At 62.6% G+C, this 20,851-nt stretch carries 16 protein-coding genes; 10 read left to right on the top strand and 6 right to left on the bottom strand.

The window, feature by feature from the left end:
* Positions 1–44 precede the first annotated feature (44 nt).
* The 4 genes from GXB78_RS19715 (at position 45) to GXB78_RS19730 (ending at position 3,459) form a co-directional block, all read left to right on the top strand.
* Positions 45–755 carry an ABC transporter ATP-binding protein gene (locus GXB78_RS19715; protein WP_329516670.1) on the top strand — a complete coding sequence of 237 codons (711 nt, stop codon included), beginning with the start codon at positions 45–47 and terminating at the stop codon, positions 753–755.
* A 1-nt stretch (position 756) separates the two neighbouring features.
* Complete coding sequence (locus tag GXB78_RS19720; protein ID WP_329516671.1) at positions 757–2,022, top strand: ABC transporter permease; 1,266 nt, start codon at positions 757–759, stop codon at positions 2,020–2,022.
* Positions 2,023–2,033: 11 nt separating this feature from the next.
* Positions 2,034–2,552, top strand: a complete 519-nt coding sequence (locus GXB78_RS19725; RefSeq protein WP_024014502.1) for a DUF3299 domain-containing protein — start codon at positions 2,034–2,036, stop codon at positions 2,550–2,552.
* 208 nt (positions 2,553–2,760) lie between these two features.
* The gene (locus tag GXB78_RS19730) at positions 2,761–3,459 is read left to right on the top strand and encodes an OmpW/AlkL family protein (protein WP_329516672.1); all 699 of its coding nucleotides are present in this window, start codon (positions 2,761–2,763) and stop codon (positions 3,457–3,459) included.
* A 352-nt stretch (positions 3,460–3,811) separates the two neighbouring features.
* On the opposite strand, the gene GXB78_RS19735 is transcribed toward GXB78_RS19730, so the two are convergent.
* Both GXB78_RS19735 and GXB78_RS19740 read right to left on the bottom strand, forming a co-directional pair.
* A complete protein-coding gene (locus tag GXB78_RS19735) occupies positions 3,812–4,744 on the bottom strand; it encodes an NAD-dependent epimerase/dehydratase family protein (protein WP_329516673.1) in 933 nt (310 codons plus the stop codon).
* Complete coding sequence (locus GXB78_RS19740; protein ID WP_041477681.1) at positions 4,737–5,621, bottom strand: sugar nucleotide-binding protein; 885 nt, start codon at positions 5,619–5,621, stop codon at positions 4,737–4,739. The genes GXB78_RS19735 and GXB78_RS19740 overlap by 8 nt, the downstream gene beginning before the upstream one ends.
* A 275-nt stretch (positions 5,622–5,896) precedes the next feature.
* Here GXB78_RS19740 and GXB78_RS19745 point away from each other — a divergent pair, with 275 nt between their 5' ends.
* Positions 5,897–10,183, top strand: coding sequence for a DEAD/DEAH box helicase (locus tag GXB78_RS19745; RefSeq protein WP_329516674.1), 4,287 nt, complete (start codon positions 5,897–5,899; stop codon positions 10,181–10,183).
* A gap of 115 nt (positions 10,184–10,298) precedes the next feature.
* Here GXB78_RS19745 and GXB78_RS19750 read toward each other — a convergent pair whose 3' ends face one another.
* Entirely contained in the window at positions 10,299–12,401 is a 2,103-nt protein-coding gene (locus GXB78_RS19750) for a mechanosensitive ion channel family protein (protein ID WP_329516675.1), read from the bottom strand.
* Positions 12,402–12,788: 387 nt separating this feature from the next.
* On the opposite strand from GXB78_RS19750, the gene GXB78_RS19755 reads away from it, so the two are divergent.
* The 4 genes from GXB78_RS19755 to GXB78_RS19770 are packed head-to-tail and all read left to right on the top strand — an operon-like array spanning position 12,789 to position 16,763.
* Positions 12,789–13,715, top strand: coding sequence for a DUF72 domain-containing protein (locus tag GXB78_RS19755; protein WP_329516676.1), 927 nt, complete (start codon positions 12,789–12,791; stop codon positions 13,713–13,715).
* Entirely contained in the window at positions 13,712–14,509 is a 798-nt protein-coding gene (locus GXB78_RS19760; RefSeq protein ID WP_042610638.1) for an endonuclease/exonuclease/phosphatase family protein, read from the top strand. The genes GXB78_RS19755 and GXB78_RS19760 overlap by 4 nt, the downstream gene beginning before the upstream one ends.
* A complete protein-coding gene (gene clsB, locus GXB78_RS19765) occupies positions 14,506–15,780 on the top strand; it encodes a cardiolipin synthase ClsB (protein ID WP_329516677.1) in 1,275 nt (424 codons plus the stop codon). The genes GXB78_RS19760 and clsB overlap by 4 nt, the downstream gene beginning before the upstream one ends.
* The gene (locus tag GXB78_RS19770) at positions 15,777–16,763 is read left to right on the top strand and encodes a lysylphosphatidylglycerol synthase domain-containing protein (protein WP_329516678.1); all 987 of its coding nucleotides are present in this window, start codon (positions 15,777–15,779) and stop codon (positions 16,761–16,763) included. The genes clsB and GXB78_RS19770 overlap by 4 nt, the downstream gene beginning before the upstream one ends.
* Before the next feature lie 111 nt (positions 16,764–16,874).
* Here the strand turns inward: GXB78_RS19770 and GXB78_RS19775 are convergent, their stop codons facing one another.
* The 3 genes from GXB78_RS19775 to GXB78_RS19785 all read right to left on the bottom strand — a co-directional run bounded on the left by GXB78_RS19775 (position 16,875) and on the right by GXB78_RS19785 (position 20,013).
* Positions 16,875–17,633 carry an alpha/beta hydrolase family protein gene (locus GXB78_RS19775; RefSeq protein WP_016772959.1) on the bottom strand — a complete coding sequence of 253 codons (759 nt, stop codon included), beginning with the start codon at positions 17,631–17,633 and terminating at the stop codon, positions 16,875–16,877.
* Positions 17,623–18,732, bottom strand: coding sequence for a DUF3182 family protein (locus GXB78_RS19780; protein WP_329516679.1), 1,110 nt, complete (start codon positions 18,730–18,732; stop codon positions 17,623–17,625). The genes GXB78_RS19775 and GXB78_RS19780 overlap by 11 nt, the downstream gene beginning before the upstream one ends.
* Positions 18,733–19,011: 279 nt before the next feature.
* Positions 19,012–20,013: a GlxA family transcriptional regulator gene (locus GXB78_RS19785; protein WP_329516680.1), complete on the bottom strand. Its 1,002-nt coding sequence runs from the start codon at positions 20,011–20,013 to the stop codon at positions 19,012–19,014.
* Between the two features lie 101 nt (positions 20,014–20,114).
* Between GXB78_RS19785 and GXB78_RS19790 the strand changes: the two genes are divergently transcribed.
* The gene (locus GXB78_RS19790; protein ID WP_329516681.1) at positions 20,115–20,669 is read left to right on the top strand and encodes a cysteine hydrolase family protein; all 555 of its coding nucleotides are present in this window, start codon (positions 20,115–20,117) and stop codon (positions 20,667–20,669) included.
* The last annotated feature ends 182 nt before the right edge of the window (positions 20,670–20,851 follow it).

Consider the following 20,851-nt stretch of genomic DNA (forward strand, 5'->3'; position numbering starts at 1 on the left):
CGTCAGCTCCTACAGGGTCCGTGTCCAACCATGAAATCGGTGCCATGACCCAAGCACTCATCGAACTTTCCGACCTTGGCTTCAACTGGCCCGGTCACCCGACGCTGCTGGACATCCCGGCGTTTCGCCTGGAAGCCGGCGAAACCCTGTTTCTCAAAGGCCCCAGCGGCAGCGGCAAGACCACGCTGCTCGGCCTGCTCGGCGGGGTGCAGAAGCCCGGTCGCGGCAGCATTCGCCTGCTCGGCCAGGAGCTGACCGAGCTTTCTGCCGGCAAGCGCGATACGTTCCGTGTCGATCACACTGGCTACATTTTCCAGCAGTTCAACCTGCTGCCGTTTCTCTCGGTGCGCGAGAACGTTGAGTTGCCGTGTCACTTCTCGAAACTGCGCGCGCAACGAGCGAAACAGCGCCACGGCAGCGTCGATCAAGCTGCCGCCACGTTGCTCGCCCACCTGGGTCTGAAAGACGAAAGCCTGCTCAGTCGCCGCGCCGATTCCTTGTCCATCGGCCAGCAACAACGGGTCGCTGCCGCCCGCGCGTTGATCGGCCAACCGGAACTGGTGATTGCCGACGAACCGACCTCGGCGCTGGATTACGACGCCCGCGAAAATTTCATTCGCCTGCTGTTTGCCGAGTGTCGCGAGGCCGGATCGAGTCTGTTGTTCGTCAGCCACGACCAGAGCCTGGCGCCGCTGTTCGACCGTCACCTGTCCCTGGCCGAGCTTAACCGCGCCGCCACGTCTGCCGAGGTCTGAGATGTATCTGTTTCGTCTGGCCATGGCCAGCCTGGCCAACCGCCGTTTCACTGCCCTGCTCACCGCTTTCGCCATTGCTCTTTCGGTGTGCCTGCTGCTCGCCGTCGAGCGCGTGCGCACCGAAGCCAAAGCCAGTTTCGCCAGCACCATCAGCGGCACCGACCTGATCGTCGGCGCTCGTTCGGGGTCGGTAAACCTGCTGCTGTATTCGGTGTTCCGCATCGGCAACGCTACCAACAACATTCGTTGGGACAGCTTCGAACATTTCGCCAGCAACCCGAAGGTGAAGTGGGCGATCCCCATGTCCCTCGGCGATTCCCATCGCGGCTATCGCGTGATGGGCACCACCGAAGCCTACTTCGAGCACTACCAGTACGGGCGCCAGCAACACCTGGCGCTGGCAGACGGACGTGCGTTTGCCACTGATCCATTCGAAGTGGTGCTCGGTGCCGAAGTCGCCGAAGCGCTGCATTACAAGCTCGGCGACAAACTTGTGCTGGCCCACGGCGTGGCGGCGATCAGCCTGGTCAAGCACGACGACAAACCCTTCACCGTGGTCGGCATCCTCCAGCGTACCGGCACCCCGGTGGACCGCACGTTGCACATCAGCCTCGGCGGCATGGAGGCGATTCACATCGACTGGCACAACGGTGTGCCGGCGCGCGGCAACGGGCGGATCAGCGCCGATCAGGCGCGCAACATGGACCTGACGCCGCAAGCGATCACCGCGTTCATGCTCGGCCTCAACAGCAGGATTTCCACCTTTGCGCTGCAACGCGAGATCAACGAATACCGCGGCGAGCCGATGCTGGCGATCCTGCCGGGCGTGGCCTTGCAGGAATTGTGGAGCCTGATGAGCACGGCCGAGAAAGCCTTGTTCGTGGTCTCGCTGTTTGTTGTGCTGACCGGATTGATCGGCATGCTCACGGCGATTCTCACCAGCCTCAACGAGCGCCGTCGCGAGATGGCGATTCTGCGCTCGGTGGGCGCGCGCCCTTGGCACATCGCGAGCCTGCTGGTGCTGGAAGCGTCTGCGTTGGCGCTGACCGGGGTGATTGCCGGGCTGGCGTTGCTGTACATCGGTATCGCTGCTGCGCAAGGGTACGTGCAGGCCAATTACGGTTTGTATCTGCCGCTGGCGTGGCCGAGCGAGTATGAATGGACGCTGCTCGGTGGCATTCTGGCGGCCGCGCTGCTGATGGGCAGCGTGCCGGCCTGGCGCGCGTATCGCCAATCTCTGGCCGATGGCCTGTCGATTCGTTTATGAGGATGTTCTCCATGCCCCGCGCCCTGCTTGCGCTGCTGATGCTGGTCGCCCTGCCCGTGTGGGCAGCTGCGCCGAAAGACCTGACCTGGTCGGAAATGATCCCGCCGGACGCCGCGCCGGAGGTGCCGAACATGACCCCGCTGCACGACCTGTCGAAGATGGGCGACGCGCTCTCCGCCGAATCCGCGCCGGCGGCGAAGCAAGACATGCCGAACGCGCCAGTGGTGAAGAGCCTCGACGGGCAGAACATTCGCCTGCCCGGTTACATCGTGCCGCTGGAAGTCAGCGAAGAAGGACGCACCACGGACTTCTTGCTGGTGCCGTATTTCGGCGCCTGCATCCACGTACCGCCACCGCCGTCGAACCAGATCGTCCATGTGAAAAGCGAACTGGGCGTGAAGCTCGATGAGCTGTATCAGCCATATTGGGTTGAAGGGCCGTTGCAGGTGAAAGCCTCGAGCAGTGAACTGGCCGATGCCGGGTACCAGATGGAGGCGGAGAAGATTTATGCGTATGAGCTGCCGGAGTAAGGCCCGGTAGTTTTGTGTTGTCTGACAGGGTCTCTTCGCGAGCAGGCTCGCTCCCACATGGGAATGCATTTCAAATGTGGGAGCGAGCCTGCTCGCGAAAAGGCCGGCACAGACCTCTCATCACTGTTTCATTGAGCTGAGTCAAAACACCGTATCAGACGGCTTCGTACCCTAGGACATCGAATTTTCAAGTCCTTTCGGAGCCCCCATGAACAAGTCCTTGCTCAGCGCCTCGCTGTTTGCCCTCGCGCTCGCAGCCCCGCTCGCCCATGCCCACGAAGCCGGTGACATTCTCGTGCGCGCTGGCGCGATCACCGTCAACCCGAAGGCCGACAGTTCCAGCGTCAAGGTCGATCAGGGCCCGCTGAGCGGCGCCAACCTGGGCGGCAAGGCGACCATGAGCAGCGACACCCAACTGGGTCTGAACTTCGCCTACATGCTCACCAACAACATCGGTATCGAGCTGCTGGCGGCAACGCCGTTCGAGCATGACGTCAAGCTCAAGGGCACCGCCCTGCCCGCCGCCAACGGCAAGCTCGGCACCCTGAAACACCTGCCGCCGACCCTCAGCGTCGTCTACTACCCGCTGGATTCGAAATCGGCGTTCCAGCCTTATGTCGGCGGCGGCATCAACTACACCTGGATCTACGACGAACACGTCGGCAGCGAAGCCAGCGCCAACGGCTTCAGCAACTTCAAGGCGAAAAACTCCTGGGGCCTGGCCTGGCAGGTCGGCGCCGACTACATGATCACCGACAACATCATGCTCAACGCCCAGGTGCGCTACATCGATATCGACACCCGCGCGACCGTCGAGAACAACGCTGTCGCACCCGGCACCCGTGCGCGGGTGAATGTCGATGTCGATCCGTTCATCTACATGGTCGGTCTGGGCTATAAGTTCTAAGTCGATTTACCGAACGTTCACGTGGTGGTGAATGAGGCTTGGTGGCGGGCAGGCGCAGACCTGACGACGACCGTACGCAGTCGATCGGGGGATAACCTTCCCTCGTCACGGGGATAGCGATATTCCGGCCGTGAAAAAGGCGCCTGTTGAAGGGCGCCTTTTTCATGTCTGGGGATTGGTGGTGCGTTTTAGGTCCAGGCCCCTCACCCCAGCCCTCTCCCGGGGGAGAGGGAGCCGATTTATGTGTTCTTCAAAACCTGAGTTCGACTGGGTATCGCAAGTCGGCGTACTTCTCACAAACACCTCAGTCAGTTCCCTCTCCCCCTGGGAGAGGGCTAGGGTGAGGGGCTTCTCAGGAGCGCCCGAGCAAGCGCGCCAAGCCCACACTCATCGGCGTCTGCGCAGGCATTGCAAAGCGCTCCAGCAACCGTCGGTTATCCGCCCGCGAGTGGCGGATATCACCCGAACGTGCCGGCCCGTAGCTCACGGGCGGCAGCTCGCCGACTACCGATTTCAACGCTTCGAGCATCTGCTTAAGGCTCATCGCCTGATTCCAGCCAACGTTGACCGCGCCTTCCTGCACTTCAGGCTTTTCAATCGCCTGCACCAGCAAATCGACCAGATCGCCGACATACAGGAAATCGCGGGTCTGCTCGCCATCGCCAAACACGGTGATCGGCAAACCTTTGGAGGCGCGTTCGCTGAAGATGCTGATCACCCCGGAGTACGGCGAGGACGGATCCTGGCGTGGGCCGAAGATGTTGAAGAAGCGAAAAATCGCCGGCTCCAGGCCATGCTGGCGACGGTAGAAATCGAAGTATTGCTCACCCGCCAGTTTGTCCGAGGCATAGGGCGTCAGCGGCGCTTTCGGGGTGTCTTCATCGATCGACTCGCCCTCGCCATTGTTGCCGTACACCGCCGCGCTGGAGGCATACACCACACGCTTGACCCCGGCCAGACGCATGGCTTCGCAGACATTCAGGGTGCCGATGAAATTGCTCTGGTGGGTTTTCACCGGATCGTCCACCGACGCCTGCACCGAGGCCACGGCAGCCAGATGCGCAACAGCATCGCAACCTTGCATGGCGCGGGCGACCAGGGCGGCATCGGCAACATCGCCGACCACCAGTTCAACCTTGGGATTGTCCAGCGGCAGGTTGCTGCGTTTGCCGGTCGACAGGTCGTCGAGCACGCGCACCGCATAGCCTTTGGCGAGCAAGGCATCGGTCAGGTGCGAGCCGATGAATCCGGCTCCGCCAGTGATTAAAACCGTTCCTTCAGCCATGTCGGTAGAACCTGTCCAGTAAGCCCGGGAGTGCGGCACGCCAGGCGCGCGGTTTGATCCCGAAAGTGTGAAGAATTTTCTTGCAGGCCAGCACCGCATGTTGTGGTTCTTCGGCAGCGTCCGGCCGCGCGGCGTGCGCCTGCGCGGTCGGTGCTTCGATCGCCAGCGGATGCAGGCTGCGTGCTTCGGTGAGAATTGCCTGGCCCAGCGCCAACGGCGTGGTCGCCTCGTGGCCGGCGTAATGGTAAGTGCCCCACAGCGGCGCGGCGCAGTCGAGTTGCTTGAGCACGGAAATGATCACCCGTGCGGCGTCATCGACCGGCGTCGGATTGCCGCGACGATCATCGGCCAGCAGCAACTCTTCCGGTTTTTCCGCACGGGCGAGGAAGCGTCCGAGGGTGCCGTCCGGGCTGTCATCGAGCAGCCAGCCAAAGCGCAGCAGCACATGTTGCGGGCAGGTCGCGCGAACGCTTTGTTCGATGCGCCACAACGCCTGACCGCGCAGGCCCAGCGGCACCGGTTCGTCCTTTTCGCTGTAAGCCGTGGCCCGCGAGCCATCGAAAACGCGATAGCTCGACGGCTGCACGAGGACAATGTTGTGGTGCTGGCACAGTTCGGCCAAACGCTCAATGGCGCGTTCCTGGCCGGTCATGCGGCTTTCGCTCACACTCTCGGCCTGGAACCAGTCGAAATAGTAGGCGAGGTTGATCAACGCATCGGGACGGGTGTCGTCGAGCAATTGTGTGAGGCTCGCGGCATCCCAGCCGTTTTCGGGCGGGCGGGGGGCGAGGAAACCGATGTCTTCTTCCGCACCGAGGCGAATCAGCGCCTGCCCAAGGGCATTTCCGCCGCCCAGTAACATAAGGCGCATTCGCATAGAGTCAGCAGGCCCAGTCTGATTGGAACGATGGCTTTGACGGCGGCACGCGTGGCGCCGTGGTCGATCATTGCCGGAATCGTTGCATTTTGCGGGTTTAGTGCGCAACCGTCATCCGTAAAGTGTAGATCCGCAGATTTGCGGCGTTCTGACCGGCCCCTTCGCGAGCAGGCTCACTCCTACAGGGGATCGCATTCCAAGGTGGGGCGAGCCTGCTCGCGAAGGGATCCGAACGGTACTTGCATCTTCCCGCCCCCGCCCGCATAACTTCAATCATGAATCTGCCCCTCCCCGCCGACAGCGCTCTGGCCGGCTTTCACCCCGCCGTCAGCGCTTGGTTCAGCAAGACTTTCCCGGCGGTCACTGCTGCTCAGGCCCGTGCGTGGCCGTTGATCCGCCAGCGTCGGTCGACGCTGATCGCGGCGCCCACCGGCTCGGGCAAGACCCTGACCGCGTTTCTTGCCGTGCTCGATGAGCTTGTGCACCGCGGCCTGGAACACCCCGACGGCCTGCCCGCCGAAACCCTGGTGGTCTATGTCTCGCCGCTGAAAGCGCTGTCCAACGACATCCAGATCAACCTGCAGAATCCACTCGCCGGCATCACCGCGCAATTGCGCGAACTGGGCCTGCCCGAGCTGACCATCGCCACCGCTGTACGCACTGGCGACACGCCGCAGAAAGACCGCGCCGCCATGCGCAAGACCGCGCCGCACATTCTGGTCACCACGCCGGAATCGCTGTACGTGCTGCTAGGCTCGGAATCCGGTCGCAAGATGCTCGGCACCACGCGCACGGTGATCATCGACGAAATCCATGCCATGGCCGCCGGCAAGCGCGGCAGCCATCTGTCCTTGAGCCTCGAGCGCTTGCAAGCACTCTGCGCCGAGCCGCTGACCCGGATCGGCCTGTCCGCCACGCAGAAACCGGTTGAGGCGGTGGCGCAGTTTCTGGTCGGTCACGCCCGCCCCTGCGAAATCGTCGACATCGGCCACGCCCGCCCACGAGACCTGGGCATTGAGGTGCCGCCGGTGCCGTTGTCGGCGGTGATGGCCACCGATGTCTGGGGACTGGTGTATGACCGCCTCGCCGAACTTGCTCGCGAGCACCGCACCACGCTGATTTTCGTCAACACCCGACGCCTCGCCGAACGCCTGAGCCGGCATCTGAGCGAACGCCTCGGCAAGCAGGCGGTGGCGGCGCACCACGGCAGCCTCGCCAAGGAGTTTCGCCTCGACGCCGAACAGCGCCTCAAGCGCGGCGAGCTGCAGGTGCTGATCGCCACCGCGTCGCTGGAGCTGGGCATAGATATCGGTGAAGTCGATCTGGTCTGCCAGATCAGCTCGCCGCGCTCGATTGCCGCATTTCTGCAACGGGTCGGCCGTTCCGGGCACCAGGTCGGCGGCACGCCCAAAGGTCGTCTGTTCGCCACCACCCGCGACGACCTGATCGAGTGCGCCGCCCTGCTCGACTGCGTGCGCCGCGGCGAACTCGATACGCTGCACATTCCGGAAAAGCCGCTGGATGTGCTGGCGCAGCAGATCATTGCCGAAGTCAGTTGCCAGGAATGGTCGGAGGACGCTTTGCTGGCGATGTTCCGTCGTGCCTGGCCTTACCGCGATGTCGATGAAAAACACTATCAGGCCCTGCTGAGCATGCTCGCCGAAGGCTACAACGGTCGCCAGGGCATCCGCAGCGCGTATCTGCACCGCGACGCCGTCAGCCGCACCTTGCGTGGCCGGCGTGGCGCGCAACTGACTGCCGTGACCAGTGGCGGTACCATTCCGGACAATGCCGACTACAGCGTGCTGCTCGAACCGCAGGGCTTGAACATCGGCAGCGTCAACGAAGATTTCGCCGTGGAAAGTATTGCCGGCGATGTGTTCCAGCTCGGCAATACTTCGTACCGCATCCTGCGGGTAGAGAGCGGCAAAGTCCGCGTCGAGGATGCGCAAGGCATGCCGCCGACCATTCCGTTCTGGCTCGGCGAAGCGCCGGGGCGCAGCGATGAATTGTCGGCCGCCGTCGCGCGCCTGCAAGCGCAGCTGGATGAGCTGCTCAGCGCCAGCCCCGGCAACCTGCAACCGGCACTCGACTGGCTGACCGTCACCTTGGGCCTCAACCTCGCCAGCGCCGAACAACTGGTCGAATACCTCGCTCGCGCGCGGCAAACCCTCGGCGCCCTGCCCTCGCAGGACACGCTGTTGATGGAGCGGTTTTTCGACGAGTCCGGCGGCACCCAATTGATCATCCACACGCCGTTTGGCAGCCGCATCAACCGCGCCTGGGGCCTGGCCCTGCGCAAGCGTTTCTGCCGCACCTTCAACTTCGAGTTGCAGGCCGCCGCCAGCGAAGACGCGATCGTGCTGTCGCTGTCCACCAGTCACAGCTTCGAGCTCGATGAAGTCTGGCGTTATCTGCATAGTAATAGCGCCGAACACACGCTCATTCAGGCCGTGCTCGATGCGCCGTTATTCGGCGTGCGCTGGCGCTGGAATGCCGGGGTGGCGCTGGCGTTGCCGCGCTTTACCGGCGGACGCAAAGTCGCCCCGCAACTGCAACGGATGAAGAGCGAAGACCTGATCGCCAGCGTGTTTCCCGACCAGATCGCCTGCCTGGAAAACCTCGCCGGCGAGCGCGAAGTCCCCGAGCATCCGCTGGTGGAACAGACCCTTGACGATTGCCTGCACGAAGCGATGGACAGCGAAGGCTGGCTGACCCTGCTGCGGCGCATGGAGCGTGGCGAGGTGCGCCTGATCGCCCGTGATTTGCCTGCGCCGTCGCCACTGGCGGCGGAAATCCTCAGCGCCCGTCCGTACACTTTTCTCGACGACGCGCCGCTTGAAGAACGCCGCACGCAAGCGGTGATCAATCGGCGCTGGAGCGATCCGCAATCGACCGATGACCTCGGCGCGCTGGACGCCGATGCGATCACGGCGGTGCGCGAAGAAGCCTGGCCGTCGCCCAACTCCATGGATGAAATGCACGAAGCGCTGATGAGCCTCGCCTGCATCAGTGACGGCGAAGCGCGAGCCAACGCGGGCTGGCCGGACTGGCTGCAAACGCTGATGGCCAGCGGGCGCGCCTGCCTGTTGCAGATCGACGCCGAGCATCAGTTATGGCTGGCCCGCGAGCGGCTGAGTTGTCTGCAGGCACTTTATCCACAGGCAACGTTGGCAAGCGCAGCAGTGGAACTACCTGGCTTCGACGAAGCGTGGACATTCGATGAAGCCCTGGTCGAAGTGATCCGCGCCCGCCTCGGCGCCTTTGGGCCAACCCCGTTGCCGACCATCGCCGAGCCGCTCGCCCTGCCAGCCGCGCAAGTCAATCAAGCCCTCGCGCAACTGGAACGCGAAGGTTACGTCTTGCGCGGGCAGTTCACGCCGAACAGCGCGATTGAAGAATGGTGCGAACGCCATCTGCTGGCGCGCATTCATCGCTACACAGTCAAGCGCCTGCGCCGGGAAATCGAACCGGTGGCGTTGCAGGATTTCATGCGTTTTCTGTTCGACTGGCAGCATCTGACACCGGCTACCCAAGGTCAGGGCAGCGCGGTGTTACCGGCTATTGTCGGCCAGTTCGAAGGTTACCCGGCGGCCGCTTCGGCCTGGGACAGCGACATCCTGCCGGCACGCCTCAAGGACTATTCGCCGAGCTGGCTGGACGAACTGTGCCGCAACGGCAAACTGGTGTGGACGCGCATCAGTGCGCGACAGAAAGTCAGCGGCTCGGCATTGCGCAGCACGCCGATTGTGCTGCTGCCGCGAAGTCAGGTGGGGTTGTGGAGTGCGCTGGCTGAGCAGACGCCAGTCAGTGAGTTATCGCCGAAAACGCAGAAAGTCTTCGAGGCACTGAGTCAGCACGGCGCGCTGTTTTTCGATGAGCTGATTCACGAAGCGCGCCTGCTGCGCAGCGAACTGGAAATAGCCTTGCAGGAACTGGTCGCCGCCGGGCTGGTGAACGCCGACAGCTTCGCCGGCCTACGCGCGCTGATCACCCCGGCGAGCAAGCGCCAGCAGCGCAGCAGTCGACGCGGGCGCGGCGCGTTTATCGGCGGCATGGACGATGCCGGGCGTTGGGCATTGCTGCGCCGTGGTTTGTCCGCCGATGCAGCCGAGACGCTCGAACATGTGGCCATGACCTTGCTGCGCCGCTACGGCGTGGTGTTCTGGCGGTTGTTGGAACGCGAAGCCGACTGGCTGCCGAGCTGGCGCGAATTGCTGCGCACTTTTCATCGCCTGGAAGCGCGGGGCGAGATTCGTGGCGGGCGGTTTGTCAGTGGTCTGGCGGGCGAGCAATTTGCGCTGCCGGAGGCGATACCCCTATTGCGCGAAGTGCGCCGGCGCCCGCAGGACGGCAGCCTGGTCGCGGTGTGCGGGGTTGACCCGTTGAATCTGGCGGGGACGCTGCTGCCGGGGGTGAAAGTGCCGGCGCTGGTGAGCAATCGGCTGGTGTATCGCGATGGCGTGCCGGTGGCGGCGATGGTTGCGGGCAAGCCGCAGGTTTGGGTAGAGGCGGATCAGGTGGCCATGGAGCAGATATGCCGGAAGTTGATCCGTAATTGATGTAGTTCGATCTGGCGTCTTCGCGAGCGGGCTCGCTCCCACAGTTCTATCCCGTTACCCCTGTGGGGCGAGCCTGCTTGCGAAAGCGCCGGCCCTGTCTCTACACAAACAGGCGTCAGGTCCGCGACTCCTGCGGCACCTCGGCCGCCACCACCGCCCCCTCCTGCTGCCGCTTCGGCAACAGCACCTGCTGTGGATAAGTCTGCGCAAAATGCACATTCGGTGTGTTATCCACAAGCTTCTTCAAGCGCTGGTTGAACGCGCGGCTCACCGCATACTGCCCACCGGACACCGTGCGGAATTGCGCCGTCAGCACCACGCCGTTGAGGTCCATTTTGTCCACGCCAAACACATCCAGCGGCCCTTGCAGGTTGTACTTGAGGAACGGGTCTTCGCGGATCGAATCGCCGGCCTCGCGGATCAGCTCGATGGCTCTGTCGACGTCGGTGTCGTAAGTGAACTGCACCGAGAAAAACGCAAAAGCGAACTGCCGTGATTGGTTGGTCACAGCCTTGATCTGGCCAAACGGCACCGAATGTACAAAGCCCTTGCCGTCACGCAGGCGCAGGGTGCGAATGGTCAAGCCTTCGACAGTGCCGGCGTGACCGGAATCGAGCACCACCCAGTCGCCGATCGACAGGGTGTCTTCGATGATGATGAACAGCCCGGTGATCACATCCTGCACCAGTTGCTGCGAGCCGAAACCGATCGCCAGACCGACCACCCCGGCACCAGCCAGTAGCGGCGCAACGTTGATGCCGAGATTGGCCATGGTGGTGATCGCGCAGATCACCACGAGGATGATTTTGATCGCGTTGCGCAGCAACGGCAGGATGGTTTTTACCCGCGTGCTCGGCTGGCGCGCTGCGCGTTTGCTGACCGGCGGTTTGAGCGCTTCCTGAATCGCCGTATCGAGCACCACCCACAGCAGCCACGTCACCAGGAAGATCAGCCCAATGCTGCTCAAGGCATTGCTGATCGCTCGGCCGACCGTGCTGCTCTGGGCGAAATCGAGCAACGACACGCCCCAGATCCGCCCGAGGATATCGATAAAGACAATCGCCATGACGATGCGCAGCAACGCGTGCAACAGGCTGAGGAAACGTTCCTTGTAGGCACTGCTGCGCTGGAGCGCCTCGGCCTTGCGCGACTTGAACAGATGCTGCAACACGGTGCTGAGAAATACCGTGGCGATCAGCAGCACGGTAGTGAACAAGGCACAGCGCAGGGCTTTCTGATTGTCCTCGCCGATGCCGATCAGACTGACCGCTGAAACCAGCACCATCAGCACGATGGGCCAGTACCACAGCCCGGAAAATATCCGTAGCGACTCCTGCAGCGACGGTTGTTTCAAACGCTGGGGCAACGGGCGATTACGGATCAGATGCGCCACCGGCCGGCGCAGGCGAATCACCAGCAAGCCGAAGATGACCGAGGCGATCAGCCCGGTGAACACAGCGATACTGCTGGTGATATTGCCGCCCAGTTGCCGGGCGATCTGCGGGCTGGTCAGCGCATCGCTGAGGGCGGCGAGAAAACCGATCAGGAACAGCGGTCGCGGGCAGTATTCACGAATGATTCGCGCGGCGGTGCGTTTGTGGCCGACGTTGAACATCACCACCACGCACAACAACATCGAAGTGGAAAAGATGCCGCTACTGGTGGCGTACGCCAGACACAGCGCCAGCGCGCGCCCCACCGAACCTTGCAGGAAGTGGCTGACATACAGCGTCAGCGGCAGGCAGATCAGTGCCGGCACGGTGTACGGCAGCACGTAGCCGAGCAGGTCCTGACTGCGCTGGCGAGTGCGCAACCAGCGGCCCTCCCGCAGACGCTTGGCCAGCAGACTGCCAAGCACGGTCAACAGGGCGAAACTGCCTAGCCACACACCCGACAGCGTGAGGAAATCCCCGGCCACGCTCCAGCCCGAACGGTTCGACGGCTGCTTGACCAGCCGATCGACCTCATCCGCCGCGCGGTCGGCGCGCAGACGCCAGGCGTCGACCAGGTGTTCGTTGAGGTCGAGTTTTTCCTGCACATCGTCGATGCTCGTACTGATCGCCCCGAGCAGACCGCCCTGCACCAGCGGTTCGGGCTCGGCAGGTTTCTCCGCCGAGTCGGCGGCAGCCGGAACGCCCGGCAGCGCGGCGGCCTGCGATGTGTTGACGCCCAAGCACAGCAGCGCTCCCAGCAGAATGGCGATCCTGAAATTGCGCAAAACTCCGATCTCCCGTGGCTGACCCTGATAAGGAACTGATCGGTAATTGCGCGGCAAGTTCAAGAGCCCCCTCACCCCAGCCCTCTTCCCCAGGAGAGGGAGCCGACCGAGTTGCATGACCAAACTCACCAACTGCACGTCTTGAGTCGAATTCAAGTCCTGAAGACCATGAAGATCTGCACCCTTCACAGTCGTACGCGATTTCAGGAGACATGAAGATCTGCTCCCTTCCCCCTCGCCCCCTTGGGGGAGAGGGTTGGGGTGAGGGGGTAAGCTCTTGATCTTCGCTTCACCCGCGACCGTCCGTAACACCACCGAAACTTTCCCGCCCCCGGCGCAGTCATCACAGAACATCGGCAACACGAGGACTTTCTACGGGAGGATGGGATGGCGACGATTCACATCGGTATTTCAGGCTGGCGCTACGCCCCGTGGCGCGGGGATTTCTACCCGAAGGGACTGGCGCAGAAGCGCGAATTGCAGTTCGCCTCCCGCGCGGTCAACAGCATTGAAATCAACGGATCGTTCTACGCCCTGCAACGTCCCGAACGTTACGCCCAGTGGTACGCCGAAACCCCCGATGACTTCGTCTTCAGCGTCAAGGCGCCGCGCTTCATCACCCATGTGCGGCGCTTGCGCGAAATCGAAAAGCCGCTGGCGAACTTCTTTGCCTCAGGCGTGCTGGAGCTGAAGGAAAAACTCGGGCCGATCCTTTGGCAGTTTCCGCCCAACTTCAAATTCGACGCCGAGCGCTTCGACCAGTTTCTTGCGCAACTGCCCCACGATACCCAAGCCGCAGCCGCCCTCGCCCGCCAGCACGATTCGCATCTGCCCGGCCATGCCAGCGTCAAGGCCTGGCGCAAGAAGCCGCTGCGCCATGCGGTGGAAATCCGTCATGAAAGTTTCATCGACCCGCAATTCGTGCGCCTCTTGAAGCGCCATAACGTTGCACTGGTGGTCGCCGACACCGCCGGCAAATGGCCGTACCGCGAAGACCTCACCAGCGACTTTGTCTACCTGCGTTTGCACGGCGCCGAAGAGCTCTACGCCAGCGGCTATTCCGAACAAGCACTCAAGCGCTGGGCCGAGCGCATCGACGCCTGGCATCAGGGTAAACAGCCAGAGGATGCCCACCTGATAGCGCCACGCCTGAAACCCCGTGCACGCAAATCCCGCGAAGTGTTCTGCTATTTCGACAACGACATCAAAGTCCGCGCGCCCTACGACGCACGCAACCTGTTGCAGCGCTTTGATCTCGACAAGGACCTCGCCACAACTCCCGGGCAAGTCGCCGCTGAAGGAGTTCTGTCATGAGCATTCCCGAACCGGTCGGTTTTACCGACGAAGGCTCCGTGGTCTCACCGTCGGTGCGTACGTTCACTGTCCTGACGGTCAATACCCACAAAGGCTTCACCGCGTTGAACCGGCGTTTCATTCTGCCGGAGCTGCGTGAAGCGGTGCGCAGCGTCGCCGCCGACGTGGTGTTTCTGCAAGAAGTCCACGGCACCCACGAGCAGCATCCCAAGCGCTACGACAACTGGCCGACCATGCCGCAATACGAATTCCTCGCCGACAGCCTCTGGCCGCAGTTCGCCTACGGGCGCAACGCGGTGTACCCGGCGGGCGACCACGGCAATGCACTGCTGTCGAAATTCCAGATCATCCGCCACGACAACCTCGACGTGTCGATCAGCGGCCATGAAAACCGTGGCCTGCTGCATTGCGTGCTGCGCCTGCCCGGTGACGGCACCGAGGTGCATGCGATCTGCGTGCACTTGGGCCTGCGCGAAAGTCATCGCAACGCCCAGCTGGATCTGCTGCTGCAACGCCTCGCCGAACTGCCCGCCGATGCGCCGGTGATCGTCGCCGGCGATTTCAATGACTGGCGCCAGCGCGCCGATGCACAGCTCAAGCCCTGTGGCCTGCGCGAAGTGTTCGCCGAGCACCACGGCAAACCGGCGCGCAGCTTTCCGGCGCGACTGCCAGCGCTACGGCTCGACCGCATCTACGTGCGCAACCTCAAGGCCAGCCGGCCGAAAGTTTTGACCAACCGGCCCTGGTCGCACCTTTCCGACCACGCACCGTTATCGGTGGAGATTGAACTATGAACAGTGCGCCACTGGAAAAATCCGCCGTCGAACCGGTCACGCTGAACCCGCCGGTGCGCGAGCCCGGCCACGTTGACGTCGAGTATCAATGGCACAGCAACAACCGCGTGCAACTGCTGGAAAACGGCGAGGAGTACTTCCCCCGCGTGTTCGAAGCGATGCGCGCGGCCAAGAGCGAGATCCTTCTGGAAACGTTCATCGTCTTCGAAGACAAGGTCGGCGCCGAGTTGCAGCAGATCCTCATCGAAGCCGCCCAGCGTGGCGTGCGCACCACGGTCAGCCTCGACGGCTTCGGCTGCGGCGAGCTGAGCACCGGCTATCTGTCGGCACTCAGCGATGCCGGCGTGCATCTGCAGATCTTCGATCCGGCGCCCAAGCACCTGGGCATCCGCACCAACTGGTTCCGCCGCCTGCACCGCAAGATCGTGGTGGTCGACGGCTTGGTCGCGTTCATCGGCGGGATCAATTTTTCCGGCGATCACCTGGCCGATTTCGGCCCCGAAGCCAAGCAGGATTACTCGGTGGAGATCCAAGGCCCGGTGGTCGCCGATATCCATCACTTCGCTCTGCTGCAAAGCGGTCGTCCCGGACGCGCAAGGTTCTGGTGGCAGCGTCGGCGCCAGCGTCTGGCGGACATGGCTTTCACCGAACACGACGGCCAGGTACGGCTGGTGTTCCGCGATAACGATCAACACAACACCGATATCGAAGACGTCTATCTGCAGGTGCTGCGCAAGGCCAAGCGCCGGGTGATCATCGCCAACGCCTACTTCTTCCCCGGTTACCGTTTGCTGCGCGAGATCCGCAATGCCGCGCGCCGTGGCGTCGAGGTGCGGCTGATCCTGCAAGGCCAGCCGGACATGCTCGTAGCCAAACTGGCGGCGCGCATGACCTACGATTATCTGCTGCGCGCCGGCGTGCAGATTCACGAATATTGCCAACGCCCGCTGCACGGCAAAGTCGCGCTGGTCGATGATGACTGGAGCACCGTGGGCTCCAGCAACCTCGACCCGCTGAGCCTGTCGCTGAACCTGGAAGCCAATGTGCTGATTCGCGACCGCGCCTTCAACCAGCACCTGTACGAACGCCTCGAAGACCTCAGCCAGAACCACTGCAAGGCCATGGACGCCAAGTTGTTGCCGCGCGGGCGCATCTGGCACATGACCGTGGGTTTTCTGGTCTTCCACTTTCTGCGGCACTTCCCGGCCATGGCCGGTTGGCTGCCGGCGCATAAACCGCGTCTGAAGCCTTTCCGAGGTGCGCGTCCATGAGTCATTCCGAAGTCCATTCCACTAGCCATTCGGCACCCGCGGCGCCGTCGAAGTGGAGCCGCTGGAAACGTCCGCTGACCATCCTGTTTTTTCTCGCGCTGATTGTCCTGCTGACGATGTTCGCCACGCGCATCGAATGGGCCGAGGTGCTGCAAACCCTCGCCGACTTCAAGGTGCGCACGCTGATCATCGCCGCCAGCCTGACCTTGCTGAGCTTTCTGGTGTACGCCAGTTTCGACCTGATCGGCCGCACCTACATTCGCCAGGACCTGACGTGGAAGCAGATTTTGCCGGTGGGCATCATCAGCTACGCCTTCAACCTCAACCTCAGCGCCTGGGTCGGCGGCATCGCCATGCGTTATCGCCTGTATTCGCGGCTCGGCGTGAGCAAGGGCAACATCGCCAAGATTCTCGGCCTGAGCCTGGCGACCAACTGGTTCGGCTACATGACCATCGCCGGTGTGGTCTTCAGCAGCGGTCTGGTGCGCATGCCGCCGGGCTGGAAACTCAGCAGTGACGCGCTGCAACTGGTTGGCGTGTTGTTGCTGCTGGTCAGCGCCGGGTATCTGGCGGCATGTCAGTTTTCCAAGCGCCGCGAGTGGTCGATCCGCGGCGTGGAAATCAACCTGCCGTCGCTGCGCATGGCAGTCCTGCAATTGCTGCTGGGCGCGCTGAACTGGTCGCTGATGGCGGCGGTGATCTTTACTCTGCTGCCGAGCAAACTGGATTATCCGCTGGTGCTGGGCGTGCTGTTGATCAGCGCGATTGCCGGGGTCATCACGCACATTCCAGCAGGGCTGGGTGTGCTGGAAGCGGTGTTCGTTGCGCTGCTGCAGCATGAGGCATCGCGCGGCAGTCTGGTGGCGGGACTGCTGGCGTATCGGGCGATTTATTTTCTGTTGCCGCTGTTGATTACGGTGGTGATGTATCTGGTGGTGGAGGCCAAGGCCAAGGCGCTGCGCATCGAGAAGAAACCGTCCTGACCGTGCATTGCTGCTGATGACCCTTTCGCGAGCAGGCTCGCTCCCACATTTGAAATGCGCTCAACCTGTGGGAGCGAGCCTGCTCGCGAAGGGGCCGGTACTCGCGACAGATCATCTGGATTGGATAATGCTCAACCGCTCCCCCACCACCATCTCGGTAATCCAGTCCACCAGAATTGACGTATAAGCCTGCTGCGACACCGGATCACTCAACGCGTGATCGGCGCCATCGATGATCCGGTGCGTCAGCGAATGGGTCTGCTGACACGCTGCGCGGTAACTCATGATCGTCGCGTGGGGCACAAAGTCGTCGGTTTCCGATTCCACCAGCAGCACGTCGCCAGTGAATTGCGAGCAGGCATGCAGGGCACGATTACTGTCGGCGCGCACCAGAGTGCCGCGATAGTCGCGCAGGTCGGCCTTGTCCAGATCGCGCTTGGGCGTGTGCCATTGCTCGTCGCGGTACAGCGCCGGCACGCGCAGCGCCAGCCAGCGCACCGGCCGCAATGACGTCAGGATCGAGGCCAGGTAACCGCCATAACTGGTGCCGACCACGGCGATCGCCGAGGTGTCGAGCGCCGGGTGCGCCAACAGGCGATCGTAGGCCGCCAGCAAGTCACGCAGATTGTCTTCACGGGTGACCCGGGTCAGGGGAATCCCGGTGCCGCCGGTATGCCCGCGCAGGTCGAAGGTCAGGCACACACAACCCAGGCCGGCAATGCCTTTGGCCCGTTCCAGATCGCGCTCCTGACTGCCGCCCCAACCGTGAACAAACAACACCCCCGGGACTTTCGATTTGGGACTGAGAAAAGTCCCGCTCATCTGTTCGTCATCGATGTCGATTTGAATGCTTTCGCTTCTAGCCGTCATAGGATTTGACCGTTACGTATTTGAGAAGAAACGCGCTGTTTTCCGCCGGGCCGCGATAGACCTCGATGGCGTCCGCCGGCAGCGCCTGATCGGTATAGGTTTCCACCGACGACACGCGGATGGCGCGCATCTGTGGATCGTTGACGAAACTTTGCAGCGCGGCCACTTCAGCGCTGCTCGCGCCGCCCATGCGCCAGGATTGTTCGAGCACGCCGCTGCGCTGGTTGCCGTCGGCATCCAGGCCCTGGGCGATATCGTAATTGCGTCGCGAGGCGTAGAAACGTGGGTAGGCTTCGTTAGCGGCGCTGTCGAATACCTGCGCCTGCTCGATGGCCAAGCGCACATCGTCGGGCAGATCCAGTGTCAGCAATTGGTCATAGCCGCCCTGCACCACCAGCAGGTTCGAACCGCCGTAGACCTCTTCGCCCTGGCCGTCCTCGGTCAGGTATTGATCACCGCAATAGCTCAAAACCTTACCGCCGATGAAGGACTGGCCGACGCTATGGGTGACGACGTTGCTCAAGTCCTGCTCCAGCACTACACCGTCACTGAACAGGCTTTGCGCTTCCGGCCGCGCGAGGATTTCATCGAACGCATCGAGACTTCTGATCACTTCCTGCCCGCGGCCGGCACAGGCGTGAATCGGCTTCAAGCGGATCGGCCCGGCATACAGCAGATGCTCGGCGGCGGGCCGCGCATCTTCCACGGCGAATACGCTGAGACCGTCGAGTACAACGTTGCGCACCCGCTCCGAGAACAGCGGCGACCAGCCCTGCGGCGCCTGCGCCAGATGGCTGCGCAAGCCGTGGCTGATGGCCTTGGTGCAGATGAAATCGTATTCGACGTAACCGCCCCACAAGTCATCGGGCCCCTGGATGCCCAGCGTTTGAGCATGAGCGGTGCCGACGATGGTTTGCGTCGGCAGCAGATACAGCTCGCGGCCCTGATGTTTGGCCGGGTCGTAACTGCCACCGAATTTGCAGCCGAGAATCTGCGCCAGCCAACGCGCCAGGGCCTTGTTGGTCTCAACCTCATGTTGCGGCGCCTCGGCCCGTACCGAATGAGCGACGACGATTTTCTTGCCGGGTGTCGGGGTCATGCGTTCCCCTTTATCAGTCGATGGATTCACTCAGGGAAATTGCAGAGATCAGGCCAAGCAATGATCTGCGGCAATGACCCGGTAACCGGGCGTTTGCCGGGGAAGTGCTGGCATCACGCCTGTTTCAAACTGCACGACGGCGCGCAAAACTCCGGCAAATTGCACGATCCCTCATCCCTGTAGAGTTCATTGTGGGAGCGAGCCTGCTCGCGAAGGCGTAGTGTCAGCCGACTACAATATTGTAGATCCAGCGCCTTCGCGGGCAGGCTCGCTCCCACATTAGTTCATCGTCGTTCTGGGAGCGGGATTCACACCAAACCGCCCCCGGTAATCACTCGGCCCCAGCCCGGTAATCTTCTTGAAGATCGCGCGAAACGCGCCCGGATCCTGATAGCCCACCGTCCAGGCAATGTGATCGATCGTGCCATTGGTGAACTCGAGCATTTCCCGCGCCTTGCCTACGCGCAAGTGCTGGCAATACTCGGTCGGTTTCAAGCCTGTCGCGGCGCGGAATCGGCGTAGAAACGTGCGCTCTTCAAGTCCCGCGCGCTCGGCCATTGCCGCCAGCGAAACATCCGTCGCCCCGGTGCTTTGCAACCAGTGCTGAACCTTGAGAATCGCCGCGTCGCCATGACTGAGGATCGGCGCAAAATTGCTCCCGCATTCACTGGCGCTGTCACTGTGCTCCATCACCAGAAATCGCGCGGTGGCGGTGGCGATGCTCGGGCCGAGCAAGCGATCGACCAGACGCAATCCCAGCTCCGACCAGGCCATCAGCCCGGCGGTGGTGATCAGGTCGCCGTCGTCGACTATCGGCGTGTCGGCCTTCAGTTTGATTTTCGGGTAACGCTCGGCGAACGCCTCGGCCGAGGTCCAATGGGTGGTGGCACTGCGACTATCGAGCAAGCCGCTTTCAGCGAGCATCAACGAGCCCACGCAGACACCACCAAGCGTTGCGCCGCGCGCATGCTGATCGCGCAGCCATTGCGTAAGACTCGCGGTCATTTGCGCTGCATCGAACCCGCCGAGGGACGGCGGAATCAGCACGGCGAGCAAAACGTCTTCCGCACCTGGATGACTGTCGTAGACCCGCGCCGGCAACTGCTCGCCCGCGACTTGCCAGTGGCTGACCCGCAGCACGGGCAACTGCACAGCCTGATACTCGGCGGCGATGCGGTTGGCCACGGCGAACAGATCGGTCAGACCGTGCACCGCCGCCAGTTGCGCGCCGGGGTAAATCAGCACGCCCAATTCAGCGGTGGCGGCTCTTTGTACAGCCATTGTCAGTTTTCCCCTGCCTATTGTCGGTGCGGCCAATTCTCGAATCCTCGGCCGGCGCCAATACTGAGGCCACACCCAATCATTGCCTCGAGGACAATCCCATGGCCAAGCAAGCGCTCATCGTAGTCGATATCCAGAACGACTACTTCCCCCAAGGCAAGTGGCCGCTGGTCGGCGCCGACGCCGCTGCCGACAACGCCGCACGGTTGATCGCAGCCTTTCGCGAGGCGGGCGATCCGGTGGTGCACATTCGCCATGAGTTCACCTCTGACGACGCACCGTTTTTCACTCCCGGCTCCGAGGGCGCCAGACTGCATCCAAAAGTGCTCAACCGCGCCGACGAGCCGGTGGTGCTCAAGCACTTCGTCAACTCGTTCCGTGAAACCGAACTGAAATCGGTCCTCGACGAACAAGCCATCACCGATCTGGTGGTGGTCGGCAGCATGAGCCATATGTGCATCGATGGCATCACCCGCGCGGCGGCGGACATGGGCTACAGCGTCACGGTGATTCACGACGCCTGCGCCAGCCGTGACCTGGAATTCAACGGCCTGACAGTGCCGGCCGCCCATGTGCATGCAGCATTCATGGCGGCGCTGGGTTTTGCCTATGCCAGCGTGGTATCCACTGACGAATTCCTGAGCAGCAACGCCTAGCAACAACTGCGCAATCCCCTGGCCCGCCCCGTTGCGGGCCTTTTTGCGTCTGTCCTGAAAATCTCACGCGTGAGTCATTGATGGCACTTTGCATTGGTTGTAGTGTGGCCCACGCGTGAGACGCTCATAACCGGATTCCAGCCATGACCAGCCGCATTCAGACGACTACCGCAGCCAGCCCC

This window comes from Pseudomonas moraviensis subsp. stanleyae (assembly GCF_036283065.1).
GTDB classification, from domain to species: domain Bacteria; phylum Pseudomonadota; class Gammaproteobacteria; order Pseudomonadales; family Pseudomonadaceae; genus Aquipseudomonas; species Aquipseudomonas stanleyae.

Bases quoted from the DNA above. Each gene is read 5' to 3' on its own strand.
- GXB78_RS19715 (WP_329516670.1), top strand. From the start codon at position 45: ATGACCCAAGCACTCATCGAACTTTCCGACCTTGGCTTCAACTGGCCC.
- GXB78_RS19790 (WP_329516681.1), top strand. From the start codon at position 20,115: ATGGCCAAGCAAGCGCTCATCGTAGTCGATATCCAGAACGACTACTTC.
- GXB78_RS19760 (WP_042610638.1), top strand. From the start codon at position 13,712: ATGAGCATTCCCGAACCGGTCGGTTTTACCGACGAAGGCTCCGTGGTC.
- GXB78_RS19720 (WP_329516671.1), top strand. From the start codon at position 757: ATGTATCTGTTTCGTCTGGCCATGGCCAGCCTGGCCAACCGCCGTTTC.
- GXB78_RS19730 (WP_329516672.1), top strand. From the start codon at position 2,761: ATGAACAAGTCCTTGCTCAGCGCCTCGCTGTTTGCCCTCGCGCTCGCA.
- GXB78_RS19745 (WP_329516674.1), top strand. From the start codon at position 5,897: ATGAATCTGCCCCTCCCCGCCGACAGCGCTCTGGCCGGCTTTCACCCC.
- GXB78_RS19755 (WP_329516676.1), top strand. From the start codon at position 12,789: ATGGCGACGATTCACATCGGTATTTCAGGCTGGCGCTACGCCCCGTGG.
- GXB78_RS19780 (WP_329516679.1), bottom strand. From the start codon at position 18,732: ATGACCCCGACACCCGGCAAGAAAATCGTCGTCGCTCATTCGGTACGG.
- GXB78_RS19785 (WP_329516680.1), bottom strand. From the start codon at position 20,013: ATGGCTGTACAAAGAGCCGCCACCGCTGAATTGGGCGTGCTGATTTAC.
- clsB (WP_329516677.1), top strand. From the start codon at position 14,506: ATGAACAGTGCGCCACTGGAAAAATCCGCCGTCGAACCGGTCACGCTG.
- GXB78_RS19770 (WP_329516678.1), top strand. From the start codon at position 15,777: ATGAGTCATTCCGAAGTCCATTCCACTAGCCATTCGGCACCCGCGGCG.
- GXB78_RS19740 (WP_041477681.1), bottom strand. From the start codon at position 5,621: ATGCGAATGCGCCTTATGTTACTGGGCGGCGGAAATGCCCTTGGGCAG.
- GXB78_RS19725 (WP_024014502.1), top strand. From the start codon at position 2,034: ATGCCCCGCGCCCTGCTTGCGCTGCTGATGCTGGTCGCCCTGCCCGTG.
- GXB78_RS19775 (WP_016772959.1), bottom strand. From the start codon at position 17,633: ATGACGGCTAGAAGCGAAAGCATTCAAATCGACATCGATGACGAACAG.
- GXB78_RS19735 (WP_329516673.1), bottom strand. From the start codon at position 4,744: ATGGCTGAAGGAACGGTTTTAATCACTGGCGGAGCCGGATTCATCGGC.